Source organism: Rheinheimera mangrovi (assembly GCF_003990335.1).
GTDB lineage: Bacteria > Pseudomonadota > Gammaproteobacteria > Enterobacterales > Alteromonadaceae > Pararheinheimera > Pararheinheimera mangrovi.
Genome location: NZ_CP034683.1, coordinates 1,908,252 through 1,934,028, shown reverse-complemented (window position 1 = coordinate 1,934,028; position 25,777 = coordinate 1,908,252). Strand labels below are relative to the sequence as shown.

At 47.4% G+C, this 25,777-nt stretch carries 17 protein-coding genes; 10 read left to right on the top strand and 7 right to left on the bottom strand.

The annotated features are described in order from the left end of the window. Window positions 1–24 precede the first annotated feature (24 nt). The 3 genes from tamA (at window position 25) to EK374_RS08735 (ending at window position 8,847) form a co-directional block, all read left to right on the top strand. The gene (gene tamA / locus EK374_RS08745) at window positions 25–1,734 is read left to right on the top strand and encodes an autotransporter assembly complex protein TamA (RefSeq protein WP_206099314.1); all 1,710 of its coding nucleotides are present in this window, start codon (window positions 25–27) and stop codon (window positions 1,732–1,734) included. Then, window positions 1,731–5,501 carry an autotransporter assembly complex protein TamB gene (gene tamB / locus EK374_RS08740; RefSeq protein WP_127022059.1) on the top strand — a complete coding sequence of 1,257 codons (3,771 nt, stop codon included), beginning with the start codon at window positions 1,731–1,733 and terminating at the stop codon, window positions 5,499–5,501. Before tamA ends, tamB begins: the two co-directional genes overlap by 4 nt. A 94-nt stretch (window positions 5,502–5,595) precedes the next feature. Continuing rightward, window positions 5,596–8,847 carry a S41 family peptidase gene (locus EK374_RS08735; RefSeq protein ID WP_127022056.1) on the top strand — a complete coding sequence of 1,084 codons (3,252 nt, stop codon included), beginning with the start codon at window positions 5,596–5,598 and terminating at the stop codon, window positions 8,845–8,847. A gap of 428 nt (window positions 8,848–9,275) precedes the next feature. On the opposite strand, the gene EK374_RS08730 is transcribed toward EK374_RS08735, so the two are convergent. Genes EK374_RS08730 through EK374_RS08720 form a run of 3 tightly spaced genes read right to left on the bottom strand, consistent with a single transcriptional unit; the run spans window position 9,276 to window position 12,115 of the window. Next, window positions 9,276–10,049: a methyltransferase domain-containing protein gene (locus EK374_RS08730; protein WP_127022053.1), complete on the bottom strand. Its 774-nt coding sequence runs from the start codon at window positions 10,047–10,049 to the stop codon at window positions 9,276–9,278. Window positions 10,050–10,074: 25 nt separating this feature from the next. Continuing rightward, entirely contained in the window at window positions 10,075–10,839 is a 765-nt protein-coding gene (locus EK374_RS08725) for a Nif3-like dinuclear metal center hexameric protein (RefSeq protein WP_127022050.1), read from the bottom strand. Further along, on the bottom strand, window positions 10,832–12,115 hold the full coding sequence (locus EK374_RS08720) for a glycosyltransferase (protein WP_233280375.1): 1,284 nt from the start codon (window positions 12,113–12,115) through the stop codon (window positions 10,832–10,834). Before EK374_RS08720 ends, EK374_RS08725 begins: the two co-directional genes overlap by 8 nt. Before the next feature lie 119 nt (window positions 12,116–12,234). Here EK374_RS08720 and trhA point away from each other — a divergent pair, with 119 nt between their 5' ends. Further along, window positions 12,235–12,882, top strand: coding sequence for a PAQR family membrane homeostasis protein TrhA (gene trhA / locus EK374_RS08715; RefSeq protein WP_127022047.1), 648 nt, complete (start codon window positions 12,235–12,237; stop codon window positions 12,880–12,882). Here trhA and EK374_RS08710 read toward each other — a convergent pair. Beyond that, on the bottom strand, window positions 12,879–16,136 hold the full coding sequence (locus EK374_RS08710) for a sensor histidine kinase (protein WP_127022044.1): 3,258 nt from the start codon (window positions 16,134–16,136) through the stop codon (window positions 12,879–12,881). The genes trhA and EK374_RS08710 overlap by 4 nt on opposite strands. 231 nt (window positions 16,137–16,367) lie before the next feature. On the opposite strand from EK374_RS08710, the gene trxB reads away from it, so the two are divergent. The 4 genes from trxB to infA all read left to right on the top strand — a co-directional run bounded on the left by trxB (window position 16,368) and on the right by infA (window position 19,104). Beyond that, window positions 16,368–17,324 (top strand): thioredoxin-disulfide reductase, encoded by a 957-nt coding sequence (trxB, locus tag EK374_RS08705; RefSeq protein WP_127022041.1) that lies wholly within the window; start codon window positions 16,368–16,370, stop codon window positions 17,322–17,324. A gap of 37 nt (window positions 17,325–17,361) precedes the next feature. Then, on the top strand, window positions 17,362–18,075 hold the full coding sequence (gene aat, locus EK374_RS08700) for a leucyl/phenylalanyl-tRNA--protein transferase (protein WP_127022038.1): 714 nt from the start codon (window positions 17,362–17,364) through the stop codon (window positions 18,073–18,075). A 1-nt stretch (window position 18,076) separates the two neighbouring features. Continuing rightward, window positions 18,077–18,790: an arginyltransferase gene (locus EK374_RS08695; protein ID WP_127022035.1), complete on the top strand. Its 714-nt coding sequence runs from the start codon at window positions 18,077–18,079 to the stop codon at window positions 18,788–18,790. A 95-nt stretch (window positions 18,791–18,885) separates the two neighbouring features. Beyond that, window positions 18,886–19,104: a translation initiation factor IF-1 gene (gene infA / locus EK374_RS08690; protein WP_008610216.1), complete on the top strand. Its 219-nt coding sequence runs from the start codon at window positions 18,886–18,888 to the stop codon at window positions 19,102–19,104. A gap of 231 nt (window positions 19,105–19,335) precedes the next feature. On the opposite strand, the gene clpA is transcribed toward infA, so the two are convergent. Continuing rightward, window positions 19,336–21,591, bottom strand: coding sequence for an ATP-dependent Clp protease ATP-binding subunit ClpA (clpA, locus tag EK374_RS08685; RefSeq protein WP_127022032.1), 2,256 nt, complete (start codon window positions 21,589–21,591; stop codon window positions 19,336–19,338). A 48-nt stretch (window positions 21,592–21,639) separates the two neighbouring features. Further along, window positions 21,640–21,960, bottom strand: coding sequence for an ATP-dependent Clp protease adapter ClpS (gene clpS / locus EK374_RS08680; protein WP_127022029.1), 321 nt, complete (start codon window positions 21,958–21,960; stop codon window positions 21,640–21,642). A 255-nt stretch (window positions 21,961–22,215) separates the two neighbouring features. Here clpS and cspD point away from each other — a divergent pair, with 255 nt between their 5' ends. Continuing rightward, entirely contained in the window at window positions 22,216–22,437 is a 222-nt protein-coding gene (gene cspD / locus EK374_RS08675) for a cold shock domain-containing protein CspD (protein ID WP_046518730.1), read from the top strand. A 238-nt stretch (window positions 22,438–22,675) separates the two neighbouring features. On the opposite strand, the gene EK374_RS08670 is transcribed toward cspD, so the two are convergent. Then, window positions 22,676–24,898, bottom strand: coding sequence for an NADP-dependent isocitrate dehydrogenase (locus EK374_RS08670; RefSeq protein ID WP_127022026.1), 2,223 nt, complete (start codon window positions 24,896–24,898; stop codon window positions 22,676–22,678). A 384-nt stretch (window positions 24,899–25,282) separates the two neighbouring features. Between EK374_RS08670 and EK374_RS08665 the strand changes: the two genes are divergently transcribed. Further along, window positions 25,283–25,750 (top strand): NUDIX domain-containing protein, encoded by a 468-nt coding sequence (locus tag EK374_RS08665; protein WP_127022023.1) that lies wholly within the window; start codon window positions 25,283–25,285, stop codon window positions 25,748–25,750. Window positions 25,751–25,777 lie beyond the last annotated feature (27 nt).

The following is a 25,777-nucleotide window of genomic DNA, read 5'->3' as shown; positions in this document are numbered from 1 at the left end:
TAAACACAAAGGATAGTTCGCATTTTGTTGTACAGGACTCTGGCCATTCTGGCGCTGCTTGCTGCCTCTGCAGCCGCAGCGCATCCCCAAATAGAACTCAAGGGCGTTTCAGGCCCCCTTGCCGATAATATTGAACTTTATTTAGACAGGTTGCCTGCTAAAAACAACCTGGGGTCCAGACGTTTTCAAAACAAAGTGATTGAAGATGTCAAACTGGCAGGCCGGGCTGTAGGCTATTACCGCCTTGCTATCGAACCCAGCCTGGTAGGCAAAGATAAAAAACAAAAACTACGGCTGACCATTAAACCCGGTGAGGCTGTGCGGTTGAAATCAGTCAAAGTAGAGGTTTTAGGTGAAGCTTCCACCGATCCTGAATTTATCAAACTGGTGAAGCAAGTTGGGCCTAAGGTAAACCACAGGGTACACCATGGACGCTATGAAGAAATTAAAAACCAACTGAACTCTTTGGCTTTGCGCCGGGGTTACTTTCAGGCGAAATTTGTGAAGCAGGAACTGTCCGTTGCTCCATCTTTGCTGCAAGGCTTTATTCATATTCAATTTGATTCAGGACCTCGTTATCACTTTGGTGAAGTCGCCTTTGAAGGCAGCCAAATCCGTGACGAGCGCCTTCGCTCTATGCTGCCCTTTCAGCCGGGCGAGCCTTATCTGTCAAGCCAGCTGGGTGAATTAAATCAACGACTGGCCGAAAGCAATTGGTTTCGGAGTATAGATGTCACAGTGGATGAACCCGAAAACGCGCAGCAGCAACTGGCCGTGAAGATTAAAGTAGAACCCCAAATTCGAAATACAGTTGAGACGGGTGTGGGTTATTCCACCGATCTTGGCCCCCGTATTAAGCTGAACTGGAACAAGCCCTGGCTGAATGACAGAGGCCATAGCTTAAACAGTAAAATGGCCTTATCCGGTCCTGAGCAAACCGTTGAGGCGGGCTACAAATGGCCGAAAAAAAATGTCAGTGAAGATTTTTATAAACTGAACTTTGGTATTAAAAATAAAGATTTAGAAGATACCCGCAGTCAGGAGTACAACACAGCACTGGAACGCCACTGGTTACTGGACGACGCCTGGTACAGAACGGCTTCTGTGCGCTGGTTATACGAAGATTATGTGCAGGGTGAAGACTCAGGCAGTGCCAATCTGATCATGCCCGGCATCAGTTTTAGCCGCAGCTGGGACAGCGGAGGCAGTATGCCATCGGAAGCCAGCCGGTACTTAGTTGGTACTGAAATCTCAGACCCTGCCTGGGGCTCTGACAGTAGCTTTGTGCGGATCCGCAGCCGGGTTGGCTGGATAGGATCTTTTTCTGAAGACCATCGTTATCTGGTGCGTTTTGATGCTGGCGCAGTATTGATGGAAGCTATCACTGAACTGCCGCCGTCATTACGCTTTTTTGCCGGTGGTGATAACAGTATTCGCGGTTACTCTTATGAATCTATCTCGCCTGTAGCTGAAGATGGCAGCTTGATTGGCGCTCGCTACCTTGCCAGCACTGCACTGGAGTACCAGTACAGGGTGTCTGGTAACTGGTGGGCCGCCGCCTTTGTTGATGCGGGCAGCGCCTGGAATGATAAGGCCGATATTTACCGTGGTGTAGGTTTAGGTGTGCGCTGGGCCTCCCCTGTTGGCCCTATTCGTATTGATGTCGCCTGGGGATTGGATGTGCCCTCCAACCAGGCCTTGCAGTTGCATTTTAGTTTGGGGCCGGAATTATGAACCAGAAAAAAAGTACCGAGAGCAGTACAGTACCTGATGTGCCCCATGTCAGTTCGGGCTTTAGTCTGAAAAAGTTTTTTCTCACATTCAGTTTATTGATGCTGCTCAGCCTGATTGCGTTGTTTTACACCAATAAACCATTGCAATGGGTTGGGAAACTGTTGCCTCAATACATTCCGGTGCAAATAGGTCAAATCAGTGGCACTCTGGTGGACGGTTTTACGCTAACCAATCTGCAGTATCAACAAGACGGTATAGAGCTGACAATCAACAGCCTGGCGGCAAAAGTTGGCTGGTATTGTTTAGGACGCCTTGAGATTTGCCTGGATGCTGCAACAGTGCAAGGCGTCAGTCTGAAATTAAATCCGGCTGCAGCACCTGATGCAGAGACAGAGCCGGAAAATACAGTACTGGAACTGCCAAAAGTAAGGATCAGCCAGCTACATATCAGTGATCTGCAATTGCAACAAGGTGAACTGCGGCTCAGTTTGGCTGATCTGAAGACTGAATTAAAATTTGGTGGTCAGCAGATCCTGCTAGGTGACACTTTGTTGGATCAGCTACATCTGCATTTGCCTAAAACTTCAATACAAAACAGTGCCTCAACCCAGACCAGTCCTGAAGCCTGGTGGCATTATCAGGCGCCAGACATCCAGCAAATTGAACTCCCTTTGTGGCTGAGCGTAAAAAAACTTACCCTGCTACACCCCGCAGTTACTGGCGCACAACAAGTCTCGGCAGAGCAGCTTAGTTTTTCACTGCAAGCCAACCCGGAACAGTTTGAACTGACAGAGTTACAATTAACCGGCCTGGAGCTGCAAGGCAATAAACTCAATGTACAAGCCCAGCTAAGTCTGACCAATTCCAGCCCTTTTGCGGTGCAGGGTTTTATTAAAGTAGACAGCAACGGTTTAGTGCTGGACAGCAGTATTGCCGGCTCATTCGAACAGTTACAACTGGGCCTTGAACTGACAGGCAACCAGCAGGCCAAAGCCCAGGTTGAAATAGCCCCGCTCACCGCTGGACTGCCGATAGTGCTGCAAGTAGATGCCAGCCATCTGCAGTGGCCACTGCAAGGTGAAGCCATCTATAGATTACAAAGCATGACGCTGGATGCCAAAGGTACTCTGGCTGATCTGCAATTATCTTTGCAAAGCCAGCAGCAACTGCCACAGCTGCCGGATAGTCAGTTGCAACTGACAGCACATTGGCAGGCTCCATTATTGAATTGGTCAGCATTCACTCTGACCTCCTCTCAGGGCAATCTAAGCAGCACAGGAACATTAAACCTCGCAAAAGACCTGGCTGTTGACGCCAGCCTGAAGCTGGATAAATTGCAGTTAGACCCCTGGCTAAAAGATTATCCAGGCCAATTGAATGGCGATCTGAGCCTGAAAGCCAGTTACCATCAGCAACAATGGCAGCTTGAGTTACCCGCTTTAGCGATACAGGGCCAGGTTCGCCAGCAACCTTTGTCCTTGGCAGGTCAGTTGCAGGCCAAAGGCAAAGCTCTTGAAGTACAGAAGTTGAGCAGTAAAACCCTGATACTGCAGCATGGCAGTAATAAAATCACAGCTGAAGGAGAAGTGACGGACAAGTGGCAAATGGCCTTGTCTGTGGTGGCACCTGATCTGGCCAGCTCTATTCAGGGAGCTAGAGGCAGCCTGATGGCCGATGCAAAAGTCACAGGTCCACAGCAATACCCGGCTCTGGACATCAAAATGCAAGGTGAGAAGCTGCGTTATAAAAAGTTAATCCGCCTGCAAAATATCAGCCTGAATGCGCAGATCAACAGCAATAATCTGGATCATCAGCTGGAACTGACTTTGGGTAAGGGCATGCTTTCAGGCCAACAACTCAATTCAGCCCAATTGCTGTTAACAGGCAACAAAAACAGCAGCGATTTGGTGTTACAACTGGACGGTAATGACTACAAAGCCCAGCTGCAAGCCGCAGCCACAGCCAAACCTAAACAACAATGGCAAATTAACTTGCAACAAGCGCAGTTGCAAACCCCTGTTGGTCATTGGGCTTTAGCCGATACAGCAGTGATGGCACTGGATTGGCCCAAACAACAACTCAGCTTACCGGCGCATTGCTGGTCATCTGAACCAGGCCGGCTTTGTCTGGAAAAACCCAGCAAAATCAGCAGCAGCCAGGGCGACTTAGCGGTGCGGTTACAACAGTTTCAGCTGGCTCTGCTGGAGCCTTTTATTGGCGAATCACAACGATTGACCGGCGAAGCAGACGCTGATATGCAGCTGAGCTGGGGCAAAAAACAAGGCCTGAATGCAGCAATTAAGCTGACAGGCACAGCAGGTAAATGGCAACAAACCGATGTAAACCCCTTGCAACTGCCATGGCAAAGCTGGAATGCAGCACTGACATTGACGCCAAAACAGCTGTCCAGCAACTGGCAAATGCAGTTTAGTGAAGACCGTTCACTCAAAGGTTCGGCATCCCTGCCCGATTTAACGGCAGAGGATAAAAAGCTTGAAGCAGAGCTGACGTTAACCCGATTGGATTTAAGTTTTTTACGCACCTTATTGCCAGAACAAAGCGAATTTATTGCAAGCCTAAATGGTCAGGTTCGTGCCAGCGGCACCTTGGGCCGGCCTTTATTGTCAGGCCAGCTTAAAGTCAGTGACATCAAGTTACAGGGAAACAATGCGCCGCTGGATATTGAGCAAGGTCATGTTCAGTTGGACTTTCTGCAACAGAAAGCTCTATTGACTGCAGACATTCAAAGTGGCGAAGGGAAAGCACAGCTTTCGGGATATGCTGATTGGTTTGATTTAAAGAATTATCAGGCGCGACTGGCGTTAAGTGGTCAGCAGCTGCCTGTGAATCTGTCGCAAGGAGTGCTTTACGTCAATCCGGAAATAACAGTGCTGGCACAAAATCAGGTCGTGGCGGTAGAAGGCACTATACAAATTCCAAAAGCCAACATCGCAATAGATGATTTGCCGCAAAATGCAGTGCAAATCTCGGATGACGAAATAGTATTAAATAGAGAACTGGAAGTGCGCCGCGGTGCTGTCACCAGTTCAATTAAATTAGTGACCGAGATGCGGCTAATTTTAGGCGATGCAGTGAAGCTGCAGGCCTTCGGTTTAAAAAGCCGCTTAAAAGGGCAGTTATTGTTTAGTCAAAATGGTCCGCAACAACGCTTAAAAGGTGAAGTGAATATTCTGGACGGTACCTTCCGCTCCTATGGCCAGGATTTGCTGATCCGCAAAGGCAAACTGATCTTTAATGGTCCTGCGGATCAGCCGTTTTTAAATATTGAAGCCATACGAAACCCCTCCTCTACTGAAGATGATGTGATAGCAGGTATTCGGGTGAACGGCCCGGCCGATCAGGCTTCTGTGGTTATTTTTTCCGAGCCTTCCAAACCTCAGGCCAATGCTTTGTCTTATTTGCTGATGGGAAGGGATTTGTCTGGCAGTGGTGACACAAAAAGTAACCCGTTAACCAGTGGTTTAATTGGCTTGGGTATTGCCAATAGTAACGGTATGGTCAGCCAGCTGGGTCAGGCTCTGGGTTTTGAACAGTTTACATTGGATACAGCGGGCACTGGCGATGACTCACAAGTGACAGTTAGCGGCTACTTATCACCGAAACTACAGTTGAAATACGGCGTGGGTATTTTTAACTCTTTAGGTGAATTTACCTTACGTTACGAGTTGATGAAAAATTTCTATCTGGAAGCAGTACAAGGTTTAGATAGCGCTGTAGATGTGCTGTATAAGTTTGAGTTTGATTAAAGCTTTAACATTTCTTGTTACAAGCTTGTGTTTTGCGAGCCGGGTCTTGTTGTGGTTTACTTGTGGCAAATCAGAACCACAACAAGGACATACCATGTTTAAACCTCGTTACCTTGCGTTATTTTGTGCCCTGGCTACATGTTCCTCTTTTGCCTCACAAGGCACAGCCCTGCTGCGCCAACCCGATATCTCCGCAAACCAGTTAGCCTTTGTTTATGGCGGTGATATCTGGGTCAGCGACAAGGACGGACAAAACCCACGTCAATTAACCAGCCATCCAGCCAGCGAATTTGCCCCTAAGTTTTCACCCGACGGCAAGTGGATAGCGTTTTCAGCCAGTTACGATAACAACACCGATGTCTACCTGATGCCAGCAAGCGGCGGAGCTGCAACACGGCTAACCTTTCACCCTGGCACTGATACCGTCAATGGCTGGAGTCCTGATGGAAAAAGTGTGATCTTTGCATCCAACCGCGAGATAGCAAACAGCCGCAGCAACCAGCTGTTTAGTGTGCCAGTTAAGGGCGGTTTTGAACAAAAGCTGATGGAAGCTGTCGCCTTTGAAGGGGATTTAAGCGCAGATGGCAAGAAACTGGCCTACAGGCCCAATAATATGGCCTATAGTGGGCCAAGTGGCTGGCGCCTGCACCGCGGTGGCAGCACGCCTCCGGTATGGATCATCGATTTAGAAAAACAGCAGCTGGAAAAAATTCCACATCCGAATGCCAATGAATTCAGTCCGTTTTGGCTCGGCAACGATGTGTATTTCCTGTCTGATCGCGACAATACTGCGGTCAATCTGTTTCGCTACAGCAATAAAAAAGTGGAACAACTGACAAAGAATACCGATTGGGATTTGCGCAGCGCCGCAGGCTACAACAATCAAATCGTCTATGAAGCCGGCGGTTTTTTACATAGTTATGATGTCAGCACTGGCCAAAGCACACCTATCCCTGTGCATATTCAAACCCAGTCCGTACAAAAACGCCCACAGTGGAAAGATGCCAGTAAAACCCTGACCAACGCCCGCTTATCGGCCACAGGACAGCGTGTTGTGATCAGCGCCCGTGGTGATGTATTCACAGTACCGGTAAAAGATGGCAGTACCCGCAATTTAACGCAAAGCAGCGGCGTCAGAGAGTTTGACGGCTTATGGAGCCCGGATGGCCGCTCTGTGGCTTTTATTTCAGATAAAGGCAACAAACATCAGTTAGTACTGCAGGCGCAGGACGGTTTAAGCCAGCCTGAATCTTTTGCGTTGTCAGATTCAGGTTATTTTAACCTGTTAAGTTTTTCGCCAGATGGCAATCTGATTGCCTATCATGACAATCACTTAAACCTCTATGTGTTTAACCTGAAAACCAAACGCAGCCAGAAACTGGACAACTCTGATCGCCGCGCAGAATTTAAGCTGTCCTTTTCACCAGACAGTCGTTATCTGGCCTACACAGTGTCTGGCGCCAACTACTTTAGTCAAATCAAACTCTTTGATTTTCAAAGTAACAAAAGCAGCTTGATCACAGACGGTATGAGCCATGCTGATGATCCGGTGTTTACCCAGGACTATCTGTATTTCACCGCATCCGTCAATACAGGACCTGCTCAGGTCGGTTTGGATTTATCCACCCGGGAACGACCCGTACGTAAGGCAATTTATGCTTATGTTTTATCTGCACAAGGCAAGTCTCCGCTGTTAGCAAAAGCTGGCGATGAACCACTGACAAGCAAAACAGACAAAGAAGAGACAAAAGATAAAAAGGATGAAAAAGCAGTCAAAACAGTACGCATTGACCTGAACTCGTTGCAAAATCGTATTGTTGCTCTGCCCCTGCCTGAACGTAACTATGACAGCTTAGCTGTGGCTAACGATGGTGCGCTCTATTACGTCGACCGGCCACAAGCAGGCGCCAGCAATGAATTACCTGGCACTAATGGCCAGAACAATGGCACCTTGTACCGTTTTGATTTTGAAGAGAAAAAAGCTGCCCGCGTTAAAGAAGGCATAGCAGGCTACAACCTGAGTAACGATGGCAAAAAATTGCTGTTGATCAGTATGCCAAACATGCTGCAAGTCGCTGATGCAAAAGAAAAACTGGATGCAAAAGCTGTTAACCTGGCCGATGTACGCAGCTTTGTTGACCCGCAGCAGGAATGGCAACAAATCTTCAACGACGCCTGGCGGATGCAAAAAGACTACTTCTATGATGCAAAACTGCATGGCATGAATTGGCAGGCGGTTTATGACAAATATCAGCCTTTATTAAAAGATGTGCAGCGCCGTGAGGATTTAAACGAACTGCTGGTCGAGATGATTGCAGAGTTGCAGGTAGGCCATAACAGAATTGGTGGTGGCGATGTGCATCAGGAAAGTCCAAGCAAAGTTGGCTTGTTAGGTGCTGACTTTGTCATTAATGACGGCAAATACCAGTTTAAAACTGTGTTTAAAGGCGATCGCTGGAATCCATTTTTAAAAGCGCCGCTGAATGTGCCTGGCGCCAGTGCAAAAGCTGGTGATTACCTGCTAGCCATCAATGGCCGCAAGTTAGGCGAGCAGGATAATATCCATTCGCTAATGGACAACACATTGGGCAAGCAGGTGGTACTGACCATCGCAGACAGTGCAAATGGTGACAATAGCCGCACTATTACCGTCGAACCTGTCGCCAATGAAAGTCAACTGCGGTCCTGGCACTGGGTAGAACAAAACCGTCAATTTGTTGAAAAGCAAAGTGATGGCAAAATTGCCTATGTTTATCTGCCCAATACAGCAGATGGCGGCTTTTACTTCTTTAACCGCATGTTCTTTGCACAAACTGACAAACCAGCAGTCATTATTGATGAACGTAAAAATGGTGGTGGTCAGGCGGCCAACTATATCACTGAAATTTTAGGACGCGATTTCCTGTCAGGCTGGAAAGACAGGGATGGCTTGGTCTTCACTACTCCCGGCGCTGGTATTTATGGACCAAAAACCATGCTGATCGATCAAGATGCAGGTTCAGGCGGTGACTTCCTGCCGTGGGCCTTTAAACGTTTAGGTCTGGGTAAAACTATAGGCACCCGCACCTGGGGTGGCTTAATAGGTATATCCACCAACCCTGACATGATTGACGGCGGTTTCCATGTAGTGCCTTATTTCCGCTTTTACACTCCAGATGGTGAATGGCGAGTAGAAAACGAAGGTGTTGCACCTGATATCGAAGTGGAATTGGATCCAATAGCCGTCAACAAAGGCCGCGATGTACAGCTGGAACGGGCTATAGCTCATACCTTAGCTGAACTCAAAGCCAATCCGCCTGAAAATCATAATAAAGCCCCTGCTATGCCCACTCAGTTAGGAAAATAAAACACTTCTGTAGTGTACAGATAGCTTTAAAAATCGCTGCTTGTCAGCGATTTTTTTTATGTACAACAGAAAACTCAACCTGGCAAATGCATAAAAAAATGCCCGGCTGATAAGGCCGGGCCAGAACGTGGTCTTTGGATGGGCAAAGACTTCGGAGTTCGACAACAACAGCAGAACAGTTGTTGTCATAGGGTCACAACATGTAACACAACAATTACCCGCCTACGAAATCAAGTTGCCATCCTGGCAGGGTGCAGACTTCCCACTTGATTGCATAATTTGCAAATGATAACCGTTCGCATTACGAAATTAATCATAACAGCTTTCTTCCACACTGCAACTTTTTTTTACTTTTAATTCTCAGTAAATAAAAACGGGTTCAACTCAGATTATTAACAATTTGAGTTGAAGCCGTTTGCAGGTTTTTGTTATACAGCGCGAAGCAGCAGGTGCTGATACCGCCCTATCGAGGCATAAGGCTCTTGTCTGTTGTATTGCAGTTCCACCTGCAAAAGTTTGTCGAATTCTGTCTCTTGTTCAGAGCGGTCACGCAGATAATCATGGAAACAACGTACACCGGTTTTGCCTTCAATAACAAAACCCGCTTCTTTACACCAACGATACACATCCTCAGGTTGCAGCGGATTTTGTGGGCTTAAACTGACCTTTTTCTTAAAGGCCAAATCACGCAGCACATAGTTAAAGTTGCCATAAATAATATTACTCAGGCGTTTGGCGTCTTTGTTATAAAACATCAGCGACACCAGCCCATCTGTTTGTACTAAAGCCCGCAGTTGTTTGATGGCTTCAGCGGGTTCGTGCAACCATTCCAGTACAGCATGGCAAAGTACCACAGGAAAGGCTGGCCATTGCTGGTCGGCCAATTGCTGTAACGCCAGAGCATGACACTGGATTTGCGTATCGACACCACGCTCTTTGGCATCTTCAAGCGCTATATCCAGCATATCCTGTGACAAGTCGGTTAAGGTGACCTGATGGCCCTGCTGCGCCAGCGCCAGCGCCAATTGGCCCTGCCCTGCGCCTACATCCAGAATGCGGCTTGGGGTTGATAAATCGGCGCATTCGGCAAAATCACGCAGCAACACCGCCTGACGCAACCGGCCTTTGGTGGTCTGATAAATATTCTTCTGAAATTTGCCCGCTATACCGTCAAAATTGCGGTCCTGCTGTTTTTTACTCACTGCTTGCTACTCACCTGATCCAGGCCTAAGCCGGATTGTCGATATCAATAAATTCACAGACAACACCAGTGCGCTGCTGTACAAACTCTGCCAAAGCTTTGATGCCATAACGTTCTGTGGCGTGATGGCCTGCGGCAATAAAGTCGATACCAAGCTCACGTGAGCTATGGATAGTTTGCTCCGACACTTCGCCACTGATAAAAAGCTCTGCACCAGCCGCATATGCCTGGTCGATGTAAGATTGGCCGCCGCCTGTGCACCAGGCCAGTTCAGTCACAGGTTTATCCAACACAGCGTGCAATAGAGGTAAGCGGTTAAGCTCACTATGCAGACGATCGGCAATTTGCTGACTGGTCATCGCGTTTGCCAAAGTGCCGCGCATCAGCACGCCGGACGGGCTGACACCAGGCACAGCCTGCCAGCTGGTTAAGCCCAGCTTTAACGCCAGCTGAGCATTGTTGCCAAGCAGCGGATGCACATCCAGCGGCAAGTGATAGGCAATCAGGCTGATATCGTGCTTCAGCAAGGTTTGTAAGCGGCGCTTTTTAATACCAGTAATGGCATAGTCTTCGTTTTTCCAGAAATAACCATGATGCACCATAATGGCATCAGCTTCTGCGGCAATCGCCGCATCCAGCAAGGCCTGAGAAGCGGTCACACCCGCCACAATCTTTTTAATCTGGCCTTTGCCTTCAACTTGTAAACCATTGGGGCAATAGTCTTTGATCACACTACTTTGTAGTTCCTGATCCAAAAGTTGTACGAGAGCCTGACGGCTGATTTCACTCATCTGTTGTCTCCTGCTGTGCAAAGTTTTGTTTCAGCTCTGCCAGTTTAGTTTTTGCTTCAATCCACTGCGCCATAAACTGGGTGCTGCGATGCTGATGATGCCTGAGCATAGCGCCAGTGAAGTTGGTTAATCTATGCTGTGACAGCTGTTGCTGTACATCCATCAGTTGTTGCCAAACCCGGAGTTGATGTTGATGGCTGGCAAAACGTTGGGCCAAAATATCAAAACCCTGCTGCTGCTTTTGTTGCCATAAGCTTTCGTCCTGATACAGCAACACGGCCGCCTCTGCTATCTGTTGCGCGGTCTCGCCGATAAGCCCGGACCATGCCCCCTGATGCTCCATACCCTCAGCACCAACGGCTGTGGTGACATTGGGTGTGCCCTGTGTCATGGCATCAATAAACTTACCTTTTAAACCTGCGCCAAAAGGCAAAGGAGCCAATAAAACCCGCGAATTTTTAACCACTTCTGCTGCATCTTCTGCCCAGCCTTTGATCAGAAACCCTTCTTTCGGTTGATGCAACTGCGTGGCTTTAGGCGGTGGATAAGCACCGTAAATATGCAGTTCAGCTTTGGGAAGCTGCTTGCGGATCAAAGGCCAAATCTGCTGCTTTAACCACAATACCGCCTGCCAGTTTGGCTCATGGCGGAAATTGCCAATAGAGACAAAATGCTGTCGCTGCTCAAACGAAGGTAAACCCTGTTGTGGCTTAGTCTCCAACCAAAAGGGGCTGTAACACAAAAGCTCCTGCGGTACTTTAAAATGCTCAGTCAAAAGCTGCATCTCGGCTTCTGAAATAATCAGTGTCAGATCAGAGCGGTAAATAGCGGCGATTTCACGTTGTGCCTGTTCAGAGTGTAAGTCCTGCAGAGTCACGTCCCTGCCCGCTTTATAGGCTTGTTGGCGGGCTAATCGCAAAAAATGCAGATCCTCGGTATCCAGCAACCGCAGCGCCTGCGGGCATTGTTGTTCAACCCGCCAGCCAAACTGTTCTTCCAGCATAAAACGGTCAAACATCACCATATCGGGTTGCCACTGTCTGAGCTGCTCGTCAAAACTACTGTCATTTAACTGAATTTGTTCTTCACTGATCTGCCACTGGCTTAAGTCAAAACGATGCGGCCCTTTCTCCGCCGGACTGGCAAAAATCACAGTCCAGCCTTGCTGACGAAACATTGAGAGCAAAGACAACATCCGGCTGCCCGCTGCAGAGGAATTAGGTTCAGGCCAGACATAACCGACCACTAAAAGCACAGCCATATAGATTAGTTTCACTACCCGTTCAAAAGGGCGTTAGTTTACCCTTATCCACGGAAAATAACGAATTGCGCTGGTTGCTTTGATCCGGCCAGTGTTACCATAAGGCTTTGAGGTCAGTCCAGATAAAGCAGAACATGAAAGCAGCCAGTAGTTACAGCGCATCAGAAGAGTTAAGCCATGCCATCAGCCACGGTTTGGGAGTGCTCGCCAGTCTGGCGGCCTTGTACCTGATGCTGGAGCTTTCCGCCGCGGACTTCTGGCGTCAGCTGAGCAGTTGGGTCTTTGGCCTGAGTTTAGTCTTGTTATACGGCAGCTCTACCTTGTATCACTCGGTGCAGAACATCAAACATAAGTTGTGGCTGAGAAAACTCGACCATTCGGCCATTTTTATCCTGATCGCTGGTACCTACACCCCTTTTACTCTGGTCAGCTTACGAGACAGCTGGGGCTGGTGGCTGTTTGCTTTGGTTTGGAGTATCGCCTTTGCCGGGGTGCTGTTAAAACTCTTTACCGGCGCTAAGTACCAAAAGATTTCCATCGCCTTGTATCTGATCATGGGCTGGATTGTGCTGGTGGCGATAGACCCTATGCTGTCGCAAGTGCCGACAGCAGGCTTGTGGTGGCTCTTGGCCGGTGGTTTGTTTTACTCAGGCGGCGTGCTGTTTTATGTGCAAAAAAGCCTGTTTATGCACCACCTGATCTGGCATTTATTTGTGCTTGCAGGCAGCATCTGTCATGTTCTGGCCGTGTATTGGTATGTATTGCCGCAACCAGCGCTTTAACTTTGCTGCAGTGGTAATTCGAACCAGAACATAGCGCCTTGCTCTGGTTCACTTTCAAAACCAATCTCGCCCTGGTGTGCAGCTATGATGGTCTTGCAGATATTTAAGCCAAGGCCAGTGCCTTCAGCTTTGCGACTGGTGGACCCATCCGCCTGAGAGAACTTTTCAAAAATCCGGTTGCGGAAACTATCCGGAATACCAGAGCCCTGATCCTGCACTTCAAACCTGATACGTTCGGCCAACACAGTTAACTGAACCCGTACTGTCTGTCCAGGAGCTGAGAATTTAATCGCATTGGATAACAGGTTATCGACCACTTGTCTGATCCTGGTTTGATCAGCCACCACCTGGCCATCCGCTAATTCTGTCTGGAAACTCACCTGATAGCGGGTCGCATAAGGCGCAATGCTTTCTAATGCCTGCACGACCAGTTGCTTCATGTCGGTCTCTGCAAAAGACAAACTAAAATTACCGGATTCAAACTTCTGTAAATCCAGTAAATCATTAATCAATTGCGATAAACGCTCACTGTTGCCAAGCGCCGTTTGCAGTAATTTTTGGTAATGCTCTGAATCTTGCGCCACAGCTTTACTGGCCAGTAAGCCCACTGCGCCGCGGATTGAGGTCAAAGGCGTGCGAAGCTCATGACTGACAGTCGAAATAAACTCATCTTTTAAGTTATTCAGACGTTTTAATTCTCTATTATTTTCAGCCAGTTGCGACAAGCTCACCTCTAACTGCCGGGTTCGTAACGACAAAGTGGCTGAGCTATCCTGCAAAGCTTTAGTGCGTTCTTCGACCATAGTTTCCAGCACTGTTTGGTTATAGGCTCTTTCCTGCACTGAATGCTGTAACAGTTTATTGATTTGCCGCATATGGCGCAGCCGGTAGGCGTGCCCAGCCATTAACAACAGCAACAACGCGACACCAAGCCCGGCAATCACCCAGCCCTGTTGCCACCACAAAGGCAATACTTCGATGGTTAACAAATATGGTTGATCGGAAAACAAAGCATGTTGGTTCGACCCCCAGGCTTTAAACTGGTAGGTTCCAGGTTCCAGCTGGCTGTAGTTTACTTTGGTGTAGCCCATGCTGTATTGCCAGCCATTATCGAACCCAGCCAACTGGTAGATAAACTGATTACGCTTGGGGTCGTGATAATCCAGGCTTGCCAGCTCCAGACTGATACTTTCACCGGGCTTTAATTCAATATGCGACCATGGGTCTTGCATAATGTCGGGTTTGAGTTTTTTCTGATCAATCCAGACACCCGACACCCTGGTGGTGCTTTTGTGATGATTCAGCCACAGCAGTTCAGCATTGACAATGGATAAGCCGCCGGCAGTACCTAGGTACAAGTTGCCACGTTTAGATACAGAAAATGCTTTAAAAATCATTTCCTTATTATTTAAACCATCCTGCTCGGTAAAAGTGATCAGGCGTTCTTGCTGGTAAGGTTTTAAACTTAAGCCTTGAGCCGACAACAACCAGATATTGTTCTGTGCGTCTGTATAAGCGCCTAATAACTCGGCTTTAGGACCATGCAAACTCTCGGCAAGACCGGACACAATTCGATTCTGCAGGTCCAGACTAAGCAGTCCGCTGCGGCTGCACAGCAGTACAGTGTCGTCAGGCCCTTGCGCTATGCATTGAATATCAAGAGCTTGTTCCACCGGTATCAGGTCTTTTAACGACTGCAATTCAGCATTGGCAGGGTCCAGCACAAAAAGGCCGGAATAACGGGTACCAATCCAGATTTTGCCCTTTATCTCCTGCACTACCTGCACAGCGTCACCGACCTTCTGCTGCACCATATCCTGTAACCAGAATTGATGCTTACCCTCAGGGTCCCAGCGCATAAAGCCATTTTGCCACAAGCCTAACCACAAGCTACCATCAGGCAAGCTGACCAGATCCCTGACGTTTTGCCATTGCGCAGTGGTGGACCTGCGACCTGTGTCCAGCTGCACCAACTGCTGTTTGTTTTCATCAAATTGCCATAAACCAATGTCCGAACCTATGTAAAGTTCTCCCTGACTGGTTCTGGTAATAGCGTTGACACGCGCAGGCATCGCCAGCGACAACACAGCTCCGGTTTTTCTGTTGATCTGATAAAACTGATCGGCGCTGCCCAGCCATAAAAAATCACTTTCTACTTTTACAGCCGTCAGTTGTTGCTTGGCCAGCAACGCCGCCTGCTCGCCCCACCCCGTTAAGTCAGTAAAAGCTGAAGGCTGATGCCTGCCGTAAAATAAACCGCGTTCTCTGCTGCCTACCCACAATAAACCGCTCCGATCGACCAGCAAAGAACGCACATTGATACCGGCAAGTAATTGTTTGCTATCGCTAAAGGCTTCATAAGCACCAGAGGTCAGGGATACTTTATAAACGCCGTCAAAAGTGCCAACCAGCAGATTACCTTGTTGGTCTGCTTCCAACACATTGATAATAGGACTGACAGTATCATCGTAAAAAGGAACGGCCTGAAACACTGAGGATGCGCGGTCAAACTGAAATAATGCCCCACGGCCCCCCACCCATAACTGATTGCCATGCGCGAACAAGGTGCGCATTTCATTGTTGACACTGTTCTGGCCAAAGGCCTGATAAGCCCGGCTTAATCCATCTTGTTCTGTCCATTGATGCAGGCCTTCGCTTGTTGCAATCCAGATACTGTCATCTGCGGTCTGAACCAGAGCCCAGATCCGCTGGTTAATCAATGGCTGCGCTGCGTCAGATGCACCTATGATCTGCAAGGTACCATCAGGCAACAATCGCTGTAACCCTTTGTTGGTGCCTATCCAGATCGCTCCTGATTTGTCCATCAGCAAGCTCTGGATGTAATTACTGGTCAGAACTAAAGCGCTGTCCGGTCGATCGGAATAATATTCAATTGTCCCAGTCCGCGTATCAACTTTGCTCAGCCCCATACCCCAGCTGCCAATCCAGAGCCGATCCTGTTGATCCATCAGCAGCGCATCGATATCTGGTACCAGTATATTGTTACTGACTGATGCTGGCAGCACATCAAAAGCCTCCAGCTCATAGCCGTTGTACCTTAATAATCCAGTATTGGTTGAACCCAGCCAGATGTAACCTTCTTTATCCTGCACTATCCGATAAATACTGGCATTAGGTAAGCCATCATCGACTGTCAGACGAGTAAAATGAGTTTGTGCGGACACGAAAAAGCTATAGCTTAACAGCCATAACATAAGCAGAGGGTGAAGACGATATAACAACCTGATCAACATGTTTTCAGGTCTCTGGGATGGCCTAACGCAAGGAAAAAATGGTGCAATTTCAACCTCAACAGAGGGGCAACGTCAACTATGTGTAAACAAACAATACCATAGCACGACTTGCTTACCAGCGCCTGAATTGGAAAAAATGCGGTTGTGCTTTATCTCGCTATTGCAATGCCATAAAATCGGCCCCATTAACGACTCAACTGATTACATCATTGAAAAATGCCGGAGTACTGCATGTCCACTATTAAACACAGCCGTTTATTAATTTTAGGTTCTGGCCCAGCGGGCTACACTGCGGCTGTTTACGCTGCGCGCGCCAATTTAAACCCGGTGCTGCTGACTGGTATGCAGGCGGGCGGTCAATTAACCACAACGACAGAAGTAGAAAACTGGCCGGGTGACCCACATGGTTTAACTGGCCCAGCACTGATGGACCGTATGAAAGCTCATGCTGAAACCTTCAACACTGAAATTCTGTTTGATCATATTCACACTGTGGATTTCCAACAGCGCCCATTTATTCTGACGGGTGACAATGGCCAGTACAGCTGTGACGCATTGATTATTGCCACAGGCGCTTCAGCCAAGTACTTAGGCTTGCCGTCAGAACAAACCTACAACGGCCGTGGTGTGTCTGCCTGTGCCACTTGTGACGGTTTCTTCTACCGCAATCAAAAAGTTGCAGTAGTAGGTGGCGGTAATACAGCTGTCGAAGAAGCGCTGTATTTAGCCAATATCGCCTCAGAAGTGCATTTAGTGCACCGTCGCGATACTTTTAAGGCGGAAAAAATTCTGGTTGACCGTTTAATGGCGAAAGTGGCCTCTGGCAACATTATTCTGCACACCCACCGTGAGCTGGAAGAAATTCTGGGTGACGATATGGGCGTGAACGGCATGCGCTTAAAATCGACCAATGGCCAGCCGACTGAAGATGTAGCAGTAGCTGGTGTATTTATCGCTATTGGTCATAAACCAAATACCGATATTTTTGCGGGTCAGTTGGAAATGAACGGCGGTTACCTGAAAGTACAAAGTGGTACTGAAGGCAACGCCACTCAAACCAGTATTGAAGGTGTATTTGCCGCTGGCGACGTGTCGGATCATATCTACCGTCAGGCTATTACCTCAGCAGGCACAGGCTGTATGGCTGCTTTAGATGCTGAGCGTTATTTAGACGCTTTAGCAAAGTAATATATCTATAGGCTCAGGTGATACACAGGGGTAAATAGTGGTGATTTATTTACCCGAGTTATCAGATACATCGCTTGAATTCCCTCCGGTCAGTCAGGCTCTGACTGAACCGGATGGTTTATTGGCGATGGGCGGTGATTTATCGCCACAACGTTTACTCAAAGCCTATCAAAGCGGTATCTTTCCCTGGTTTAGCCCTGGTGACCCACTGCTGTGGTGGAGCCCGTCTCAACGTGCCATTTTTAAACCCGGCGTATTAAAGCCCAACCGCTCTTTGCGAAAACTACTGCACCACTCCAGTTTTCAAATCAGTATCAATAAAGCTTTTCCGCAAGTGATCCGAGCCTGCAGTGCACCGCGTGCTTCGCAGCAAGGCACCTGGATAGTGCCGGATATTCAACAGGCCTATATTACTTTGCATCAGCAAGGCCATGCGCACAGCATTGAAGTCTGGTCTGATGGCGAACTGGTCGGTGGTTGTTATGGCGTGATGGTCGGCCAGCTGTTTTGTGGCGAGTCGATGTTTAATACGTTGCCCAATACGGCAAAAATAGCCCTTGCGGCCTTACAGCAGCATTTATCTTCCTTCGCGACAGGCTATATTGATTGTCAGATGATGAATCCTTTTTTACAGCAGTTAGGAGCAGAGCCTTTGTCACGCAGAACCTACCTGACCTTACTGGCGAATCATAAAGCCCTGCTCTGCCCCGCTGATGTCTGGCGTGTGCAGGACATTCAGTTGGAGCTTTAAGATGTCTGGCTTAAAACTTGGCGTCAGTCAGCAACAGCAGTGCAATTACCTGCCCGACCGGCAGGAACGTTTGTTATTTACTCTGCCGGAAGAACCACTGGACGCTACCTTTTACCAGCAACTACTGACGCTGAATTTCAGACGCAGCGGTGAGCAAATTTATACCACCTATTGTGAAGGCTGCCAGCAATGTCAGTCGGTACGCATCAAAGCAACAGCATTTCAATCAAACAGCAATCAGCGCCGGGTTTGGAACAAAGCAAAACGCAGTAACTGGCGTTATCAGTTAACAGAGGTGCGTGATAATGAAAGCGGCACAGAAAAGTACTATGCCTTGTACCAGTCTTATATTGACAGCAAACATGCCGACAGTTCGATGTCCCCGACTAGTCCGGAGCAAATGGCTTATTTATGGCAAGCCAACTGGTTAAAAATACAATGTTTAGAACAATACATAGATGATGAATTGGTCGCTGTGACTGTGGTCGACTGCACAGCCGATGCTTTTTCTGCTGTTTATACTTTTTATCGGACTGGTCATGCTCTGGCTTTTGGTACTTTAGCAATTTTGGCGCTGATTGAGTTGGCTCAAACAGAAAACATCAGTTTTGTGTACCTGGGTTACTACATCCAACACTGTCAAAAAATGAGTTACAAGGCAAAATTTTTACCACAACAACGCTTTATAGCCGGAGAATGGCTCTCATTTCGCTAAATCTGACTATGTTGCTTTACTTATCTGCCCTTTTTCGGCAAAATCTGCGGCAGTTTTTTGAACTAATGAATTTAAATAAGAGGCTGGCACGCTGAATGGCGAAAGAAGACGTAATTGAAATGCAAGGGACTATCTTAGATACCCTGCCAAATACCATGTTTAAGGTCGAGTTAGAAAACGGCCACGTAGTTATTGCCCATATTTCAGGCAAAATGCGTAAAAACTACATTCGCATTCTGACAGGTGACAAAGTCACTGTTGAATTAACTCCTTACGATCTGACCAAAGGTCGCATCGTGTTCCGTCAACGTTAAGATTTGACGGAACCAGATAGCGCTAACGCTATTTGCTTAATGCTCTACAAAGAAAAACCCGGCCAAGCCGGGTTTTTTCGTATTCTCGATGTGTGATGCTGTTTTATACCCAAGTAATTGCAGCTGCAGCGCGGCGGCAAGTGTACGAGACCCCAGTCACATAGTTCACCTATGTGACTGGGGCGAGATGGCGCAGTCAACAAAGCTGCAGCTTCAAGAACGACGGGTATATTAGACCAGAGCTTCTTCTTCGTTGTAGTCAAATTCTAATTCATCGCCTTTCAGATCAATCCGCACATCACCGCCGTGCGCCAGTCGTCCAAACAAAATCTCGTTGGCTAAAGGTTTTTTCAGTTGCTCCTGAATAACCCGCGCCATAGGACGGGCCCCCATAGCCTGATCGTAACCTTTGTCGGCCAGCCATTGACGGGCGGCGCCACTTAGCTCCATCGACACTTGTTTTTTATCCAGTTGCACCTGCAAGTCGCAAACAAACTTATCGACAATCTGCAGAATAATATCGCGGGATAAATGTTTAAACCAAATGATGCCATCCAGACGGTTTCTGAACTCAGGACTAAAGGTCCGGTTAATTTCGGCTAACGCGTCATGGCTGTGATCCTGTTGTTTAAAGCCTATGGTTTTACGCACAGTCTCCTGCACACCAGCATTGGTGGTCATCACCAAAATCACATTACGGAAATCGACTTTACGGCCGCTATTGTCGGTTAAAGTGCCATGATCCATCACCTGCAACAGAATGTTGTAGATGTCGGAGTGCGCTTTTTCTATTTCATCTAACAGCACCACAGAATACGGATGTTTAGAGACCGCATCCGTCAGCAAACCACCCTGATCAAAACCAACATAACCCGGAGGCGCACCAATTAAACGACTGACCGCATGACGTTCCATATACTCGGACATATCAAAACGCAGCAGTTCAACACCCATAATTTTTGCCAGCTGTTTGGTGACTTCGGTTTTACCTACCCCTGTTGGGCCTGCAAATAAGAAGTTACCAATAGGTTTTTCTTCGTTGCCAAGACCTGAGCGGGATAATCGAATAGCCGAAGTTAATACTTCAATGGGCTCGTCCTGGCCAAAGACCACCATTTTTAAGTTACGGTCTAAGTTCGCCAGTACATCTTTATCAGAAGCTGACACTGATTTTTCAGGGATACGGGCCATTTTGGCAATAATATGCTCAATTTCAGGCACATTAATGACTTTCTTCCGTTTGGATACAGGCAACAAACGCTGACTGGCTCCTGCTTCGTCAATCACGTCTATGGCTTTATCCGGTAAATGCCGCTCGTTGATGTATTTAGCCGACAACTCAGCTGCAGCACGTAAAGCCTTTTGGGTATAACGCACACCATGGTGAGCTTCGTAGCGCTCTTTTAAGCCCTGCAGAATTTGCGTGGTGTCATCGACACTGGGTTCAACCACATCAATTTTCTGGAAACGACGCACCAGCGCCGTATCTTTTTCAAAGATGTTTTTAAATTCTTGATAAGTGGTAGAGCCGATGCAGCGCAGACGACCACTGGATAACAGCGGTTTAATCAGGTTCGAGGCATCCATCACACCACCGGACGCTGCACCTGCGCCAATGACGGTATGAATTTCATCAATAAACAGCACTGCATCTTTTTCGTTTTCGATTTCTTTCAGCAACGATTTTAAGCGCTTCTCAAAATCACCGCGGTATTTGGTACCAGCCAGTAACGAGCCCATATCCAGTGAATAAATAGTGGCATTAGCAATGACTTCAGGCACTTGCTTATTGACGATGCGATAAGCCAGACCCTCGGCAATAGCGGTTTTACCCACCCCTGCTTCGCCCACCAATAACGGGTTATTTTTTTTACGGCGGCACAACACCTGAATAGTGCGCTCCAGCTCCATATCGCGACCAACCAATGGGTCAATCTGACCATTTTTAGCCAGAACATTCAGATTGGCTGTGAAGCTTTCGAGGTATTTGTTTTCTTCAATTTGTACATCACCGTTTTCATCTTGCTGCTCGTCCTGCTGCTCAATTTTTTCGGTTTTGATCACGCCATGAGAAATGTAATTGACGATATCCAACCGACTGATATCAATTTTTTTCAGTAAATAAACAGCCTGTGATTCCTGTTCACTAAAAATAGCGACTAATACATTGGCGCCTGTGACTTCGGATTTACCTGAAGACTGTACATGGAACACAGCTCTTTGCAGAACACGCTGAAATCCGAGCGTAGGCTGCGTGTCGCGGTCTGCGTCGCCTTCTGGCAACAGAGGGGTGGTTGAGTCGATAAAATGCGACAGATCAAGCCGCAGGCGGTCTATGTTGGCACCACAAGACTTCAGCGCATCACCAGCTGCCGGGTTATCCAATAAAGCTAATAATAAATGCTCAACTGTCATGTACTCATGACGCTTTTCCCGCGCAAATCGAAACGCCAGATTTAAGGTTAACTCAAGATCTTTGTTCAACATACAACATCACTCCTAATCCACCTGAGTTACAACAGCAGTTGTTTGGCGTTAAGCCCGTTCCATAGTGCATAACAATGGATGTTCGTGCTCTTTCGCATAAATGGACACTTGCTGAACTTTGGTCTCCGCAACCTCGGCTGTGAACACGCCACACACCGCCATTCCTTCATTGTGTACCTGCAACATAATTTCACTGGCTTTTTCATACTGCATATTAAAAAACCGGGTTAACACATCAATGACAAAATCCATCGGGGTGTAGTCATCGTTGTGAAGTATGACTTTATACATAGAGGGAGGTTTCACCTGTTGCCGGGTTTTCTCCACTACTCCATGATCTGTTCCATTATTTTCTTTATAACCACTCATAAACTATAGCCACGCCTGTTCAAAGCATCAAAATTGCATTGATGAATTTTTTCACCGGACCTAAAGCCACTACAGGCTTTGCGGCCACTCTATATCCCTTATCTTATAGATAGTACCTGCAACGCACCTTTACAAGGGTGTAAAAAACTTGACTAGCTGCACAAATTATCTACAGTAAATGGTGGAGTCTGCCAGCAGCTCCCTGTTGCTCCGCCTTAGAATACAGAATTTAGCTAACTTAGAGAAGGAAGTAGTATGGCTACCGGTAAAGTGAAATGGTTTAATAATGCCAAAGGATTTGGGTTTATTCGTGAAGATGGTCGTGACGAAGACATCTTCGCCCATTATTCAACCATTAACATGGATGGCTACCGTACGCTGAAGGCCGGCCAGGATGTGGTGTTTGACCTGTCTGAGGGCCCAAAAGGTTTACATGCAGTAAATATCGCACTGCCAGAAGGTCACAAACCTGAATAACCACCTGAAGCTCACATATCCATATGAAATGCCGGCATAAGCTGGCATTTTTATTTGATCTCAATTAATCAAAATGCAGTCCAAGGTTCGAAGGGTCGCGGCTTGTCCCGGCCCGTACATGGGCACCGCGGTATTTTACCAATAACAACGCGGTATCATTAGACGGGAGAGGACAAGCCTATTTGGTATTGATTTGGAATTTGAGACGGGCGGGGACAAGCCCCGCCCCTACGGTGAATTACAGTGCAGCTAATGCCTGATTAAAGGTATCGCTTGGGCGCATAGCTTTTGATGCTAATGCATCGTCTGGTTTGTAGTAACCACCGATATCTACAGCTTTACCCTGGACAGAATTTAATTCCTGCACAATTTTGGCTTCGTTTTCGGTTAAAGCTTTAGCCAGTGGAGCAAATTGTGCAGCTAAAGATGCGTCTTTGCTTTGTGCGGCCAGAGCTTCTGCCCAGTAGAATGCCAGATAGAAGTGGCTGCCACGGTTATCCAACTGACCCAGTTTACGGGTTGGAGATTTGTCGTTATCCAGGAACTTGGCCGTTGCCTGATCCAAAGCATCAGCCAGTACCTGAGCTTTGGCATTGCCTGTCACCTGACTTAAATGCTCCAGAGAGGCAGCCAGAGCCAGGAATTCACCTAACGAATCCCAACGTAAGTGGTTTTCTTCAACAAACTGTTCAACGTGCTTAGGAGCAGAACCACCAGCGCCCGTTTCAAACAAACCACCACCGTTCATCAGAGGTACAATAGACAACATCTTCGCGCTAGTACCTAATTCCAGAATTGGGAATAAGTCAGTTAAGTAGTCACGTAAGACGTTGCCTGTGACAGAAATAGTATCCAAACCTTCTTTGATACGTTTTAAGGTATGGCGTGTTGCCTCTTCCGGCGACATGATCTGAATATCTAAACCAGTGGTGTCGTGATCTTTTAAGTAACGTTCTACTTTAGCAATCAGCTGAGCATCGTGAGCACGGTTTTTGTCTAACCAGAATACCGCAGGAGTTTTGCTTAAACGGGCACGGTTGACCGCAAGTTTCACCCAATCCTGGATTGGAGCATCTTTGGCCTGACACATACGCCAGATATCGCCTTGCTCAACATTGTGTTGAATCAGCACAGTACCAGCAGCATCTACAACGCGCACCTGACCCGCAACTTTAATTTCGAAGGTCTTATCGTGTGAGCCGTATTCTTCCGCTTTTTGCGCCATTAAACCAACGTTTGGCACTGAGCCCATAGTACGAGGGTCAAAAGCACCGTGTTCGCGGCAGAAATTGATAGTTTCCTGATACACACCGGCGTAGCAACGGTCAGGAATAATAGCTTTGGTGTCTTTTAATTTGCCGTCCGGGCCCCACATCTGGCCAGAAGAACGGATAGCCGCAGGCATAGAAGCGTCGATAATCACATCGCTTGGCACATGCAGGTTCGTGATGCCTTTATCCGAATTCACCATGGCCAAAGCTGGTTGTTTTGCATACACAGCTTTGATGTCAGCTTCAATTTCAGCTTTTTTATCGGCTGGCAGCTTGGCGATTTTTGCGTACACATCGCCTAAGCCGTTGTTTGCATCCACACCTAATTCAGCAAAAGTGGCGGCATGTTTTTCAAACACGTCTTTGAAGAACACAGTGACCACATGACCAAACAGAATAGGGTCAGACACTTTCATCATGGTGGCTTTTAAATGCACTGACAGCAGCACATCTTTGGCTTTCGCATCTGCAATTTCTGCAGCAATAAAATCACGTAATGCTTTTTTGCTCATTGAAGAAGCATCAATGATTTCACCAGCTTTTACAGCAGTTTTTTCTTTCAATACTGTCACGCTACCATCAGCAGCTACATGCTCTATGCGCACTTGGCCTGCTTCAGCGATAGTGACTGACTTCTCGCTGCCGTAGAAATCACCAGCGCTCATATGAGCCACATGAGATTTCGATTCTTTGCTCCATGCACCCATAGAATGTGGGTTTTTACGGGCATATTGTTTAACAGAAGCAGGTGCACGGCGGTCTGAGTTACCTTCACGCAGCACAGGGTTTACCGCACTGCCTTTAACTTTGTCGTAACGGCTGCGGGCTTCTTTTTCTTCCGCTGTTTTTGGGTCTTCCGAGTAATCAGGCAGTTTGTAGCCTTTGGCTTGCAATTCTTTAATAGCAGCCACTAACTGTGGAATAGAAGCACTGATATTTGGCAGCTTGATGATATTGGCTTCAGGCGTATTCGCCAGCTCGCCTAAACCTGTTAAGGCATCTGGCTGACGCTGTGCTTCGGTCAGAAATTCAGGGAACAAGGCAAGAATACGGCCAGCCAGAGAAATATCCTGAGTTTCAACTTCGATATCCGCAGTTTTGGCAAAAGCCTCAACTACAGGTAAAAAAGAATAAGTGGCCAGTGCCGGGGCTTCGTCCGTAATAGTGTAGATAATTTTTGAGGTGGTCATATCGTTTCCTGGATTTACAGCAAAATTGAATCGTTAGCCAGACGCATCTCATTTGAAGCGGCCTGGGCTGTTTAAAACGTTACAGTTACTCGAGGTGCCCGAGTATAACAGCGCTCATTCTAAGAGCCTAGTCAAGCACATGCGCTTTACGACAGAAGTAGTAGCTGCTCAAACTCTGTCGCGCTTTATATTACTGAAATGTCAGACGGAAAACAGAGTTCTGCGGCCCGACCACTTGAGCAACGTTAACGATTTATGGGCGTTTTGCGCCAATTACAACAAAAGATCGGTTTTTTTGTTCATATATGGCATAAATACAGTGCCTTGTTGTTTTTTCGTCACCTTCTTTTTATTGCAAGCCCTCATTTAAGGAGCCCTTTGTTTATGTCCCGTCCTTTATTGCATTTAACTGTCGCCGCTGTGTTGTATTTTCAGGGTCGTTATTTACTGGTGGAAGAAAAAGATAAAAGCTCCGGCCGACTGGTGCTGAATCAACCTGCAGGTCATGTTGAGGAAAATGAAGATGTCATCAGTGCGGTAAAACGCGAATTGCTGGAAGAAACAGGTCTGAGCTTAGAACCTGATGCCTGGCTGGGTATTTCTCAGCTCAAAGCAGCCAATGGTCATTTTTATGTGCGGGTGAATTTTGTCTTTACCCCTACCGAATTGCCATCACAGTATCAGCCACAAGATGATGATATTCGGGCCTTGCACTGGCTAAGTTTGGATGAATTGCGCAATCATGCCCTGCCCGTACGCAGTCAATTAGTGCTGGATGCCATCACACAGTTTGAGCAAAACCAACTATTGTCGTTGTCTCAGATCAGAAACGCCGTCGCACATTCGCTTTGATTAACATTTTTTGGCAAAGAATTTGGT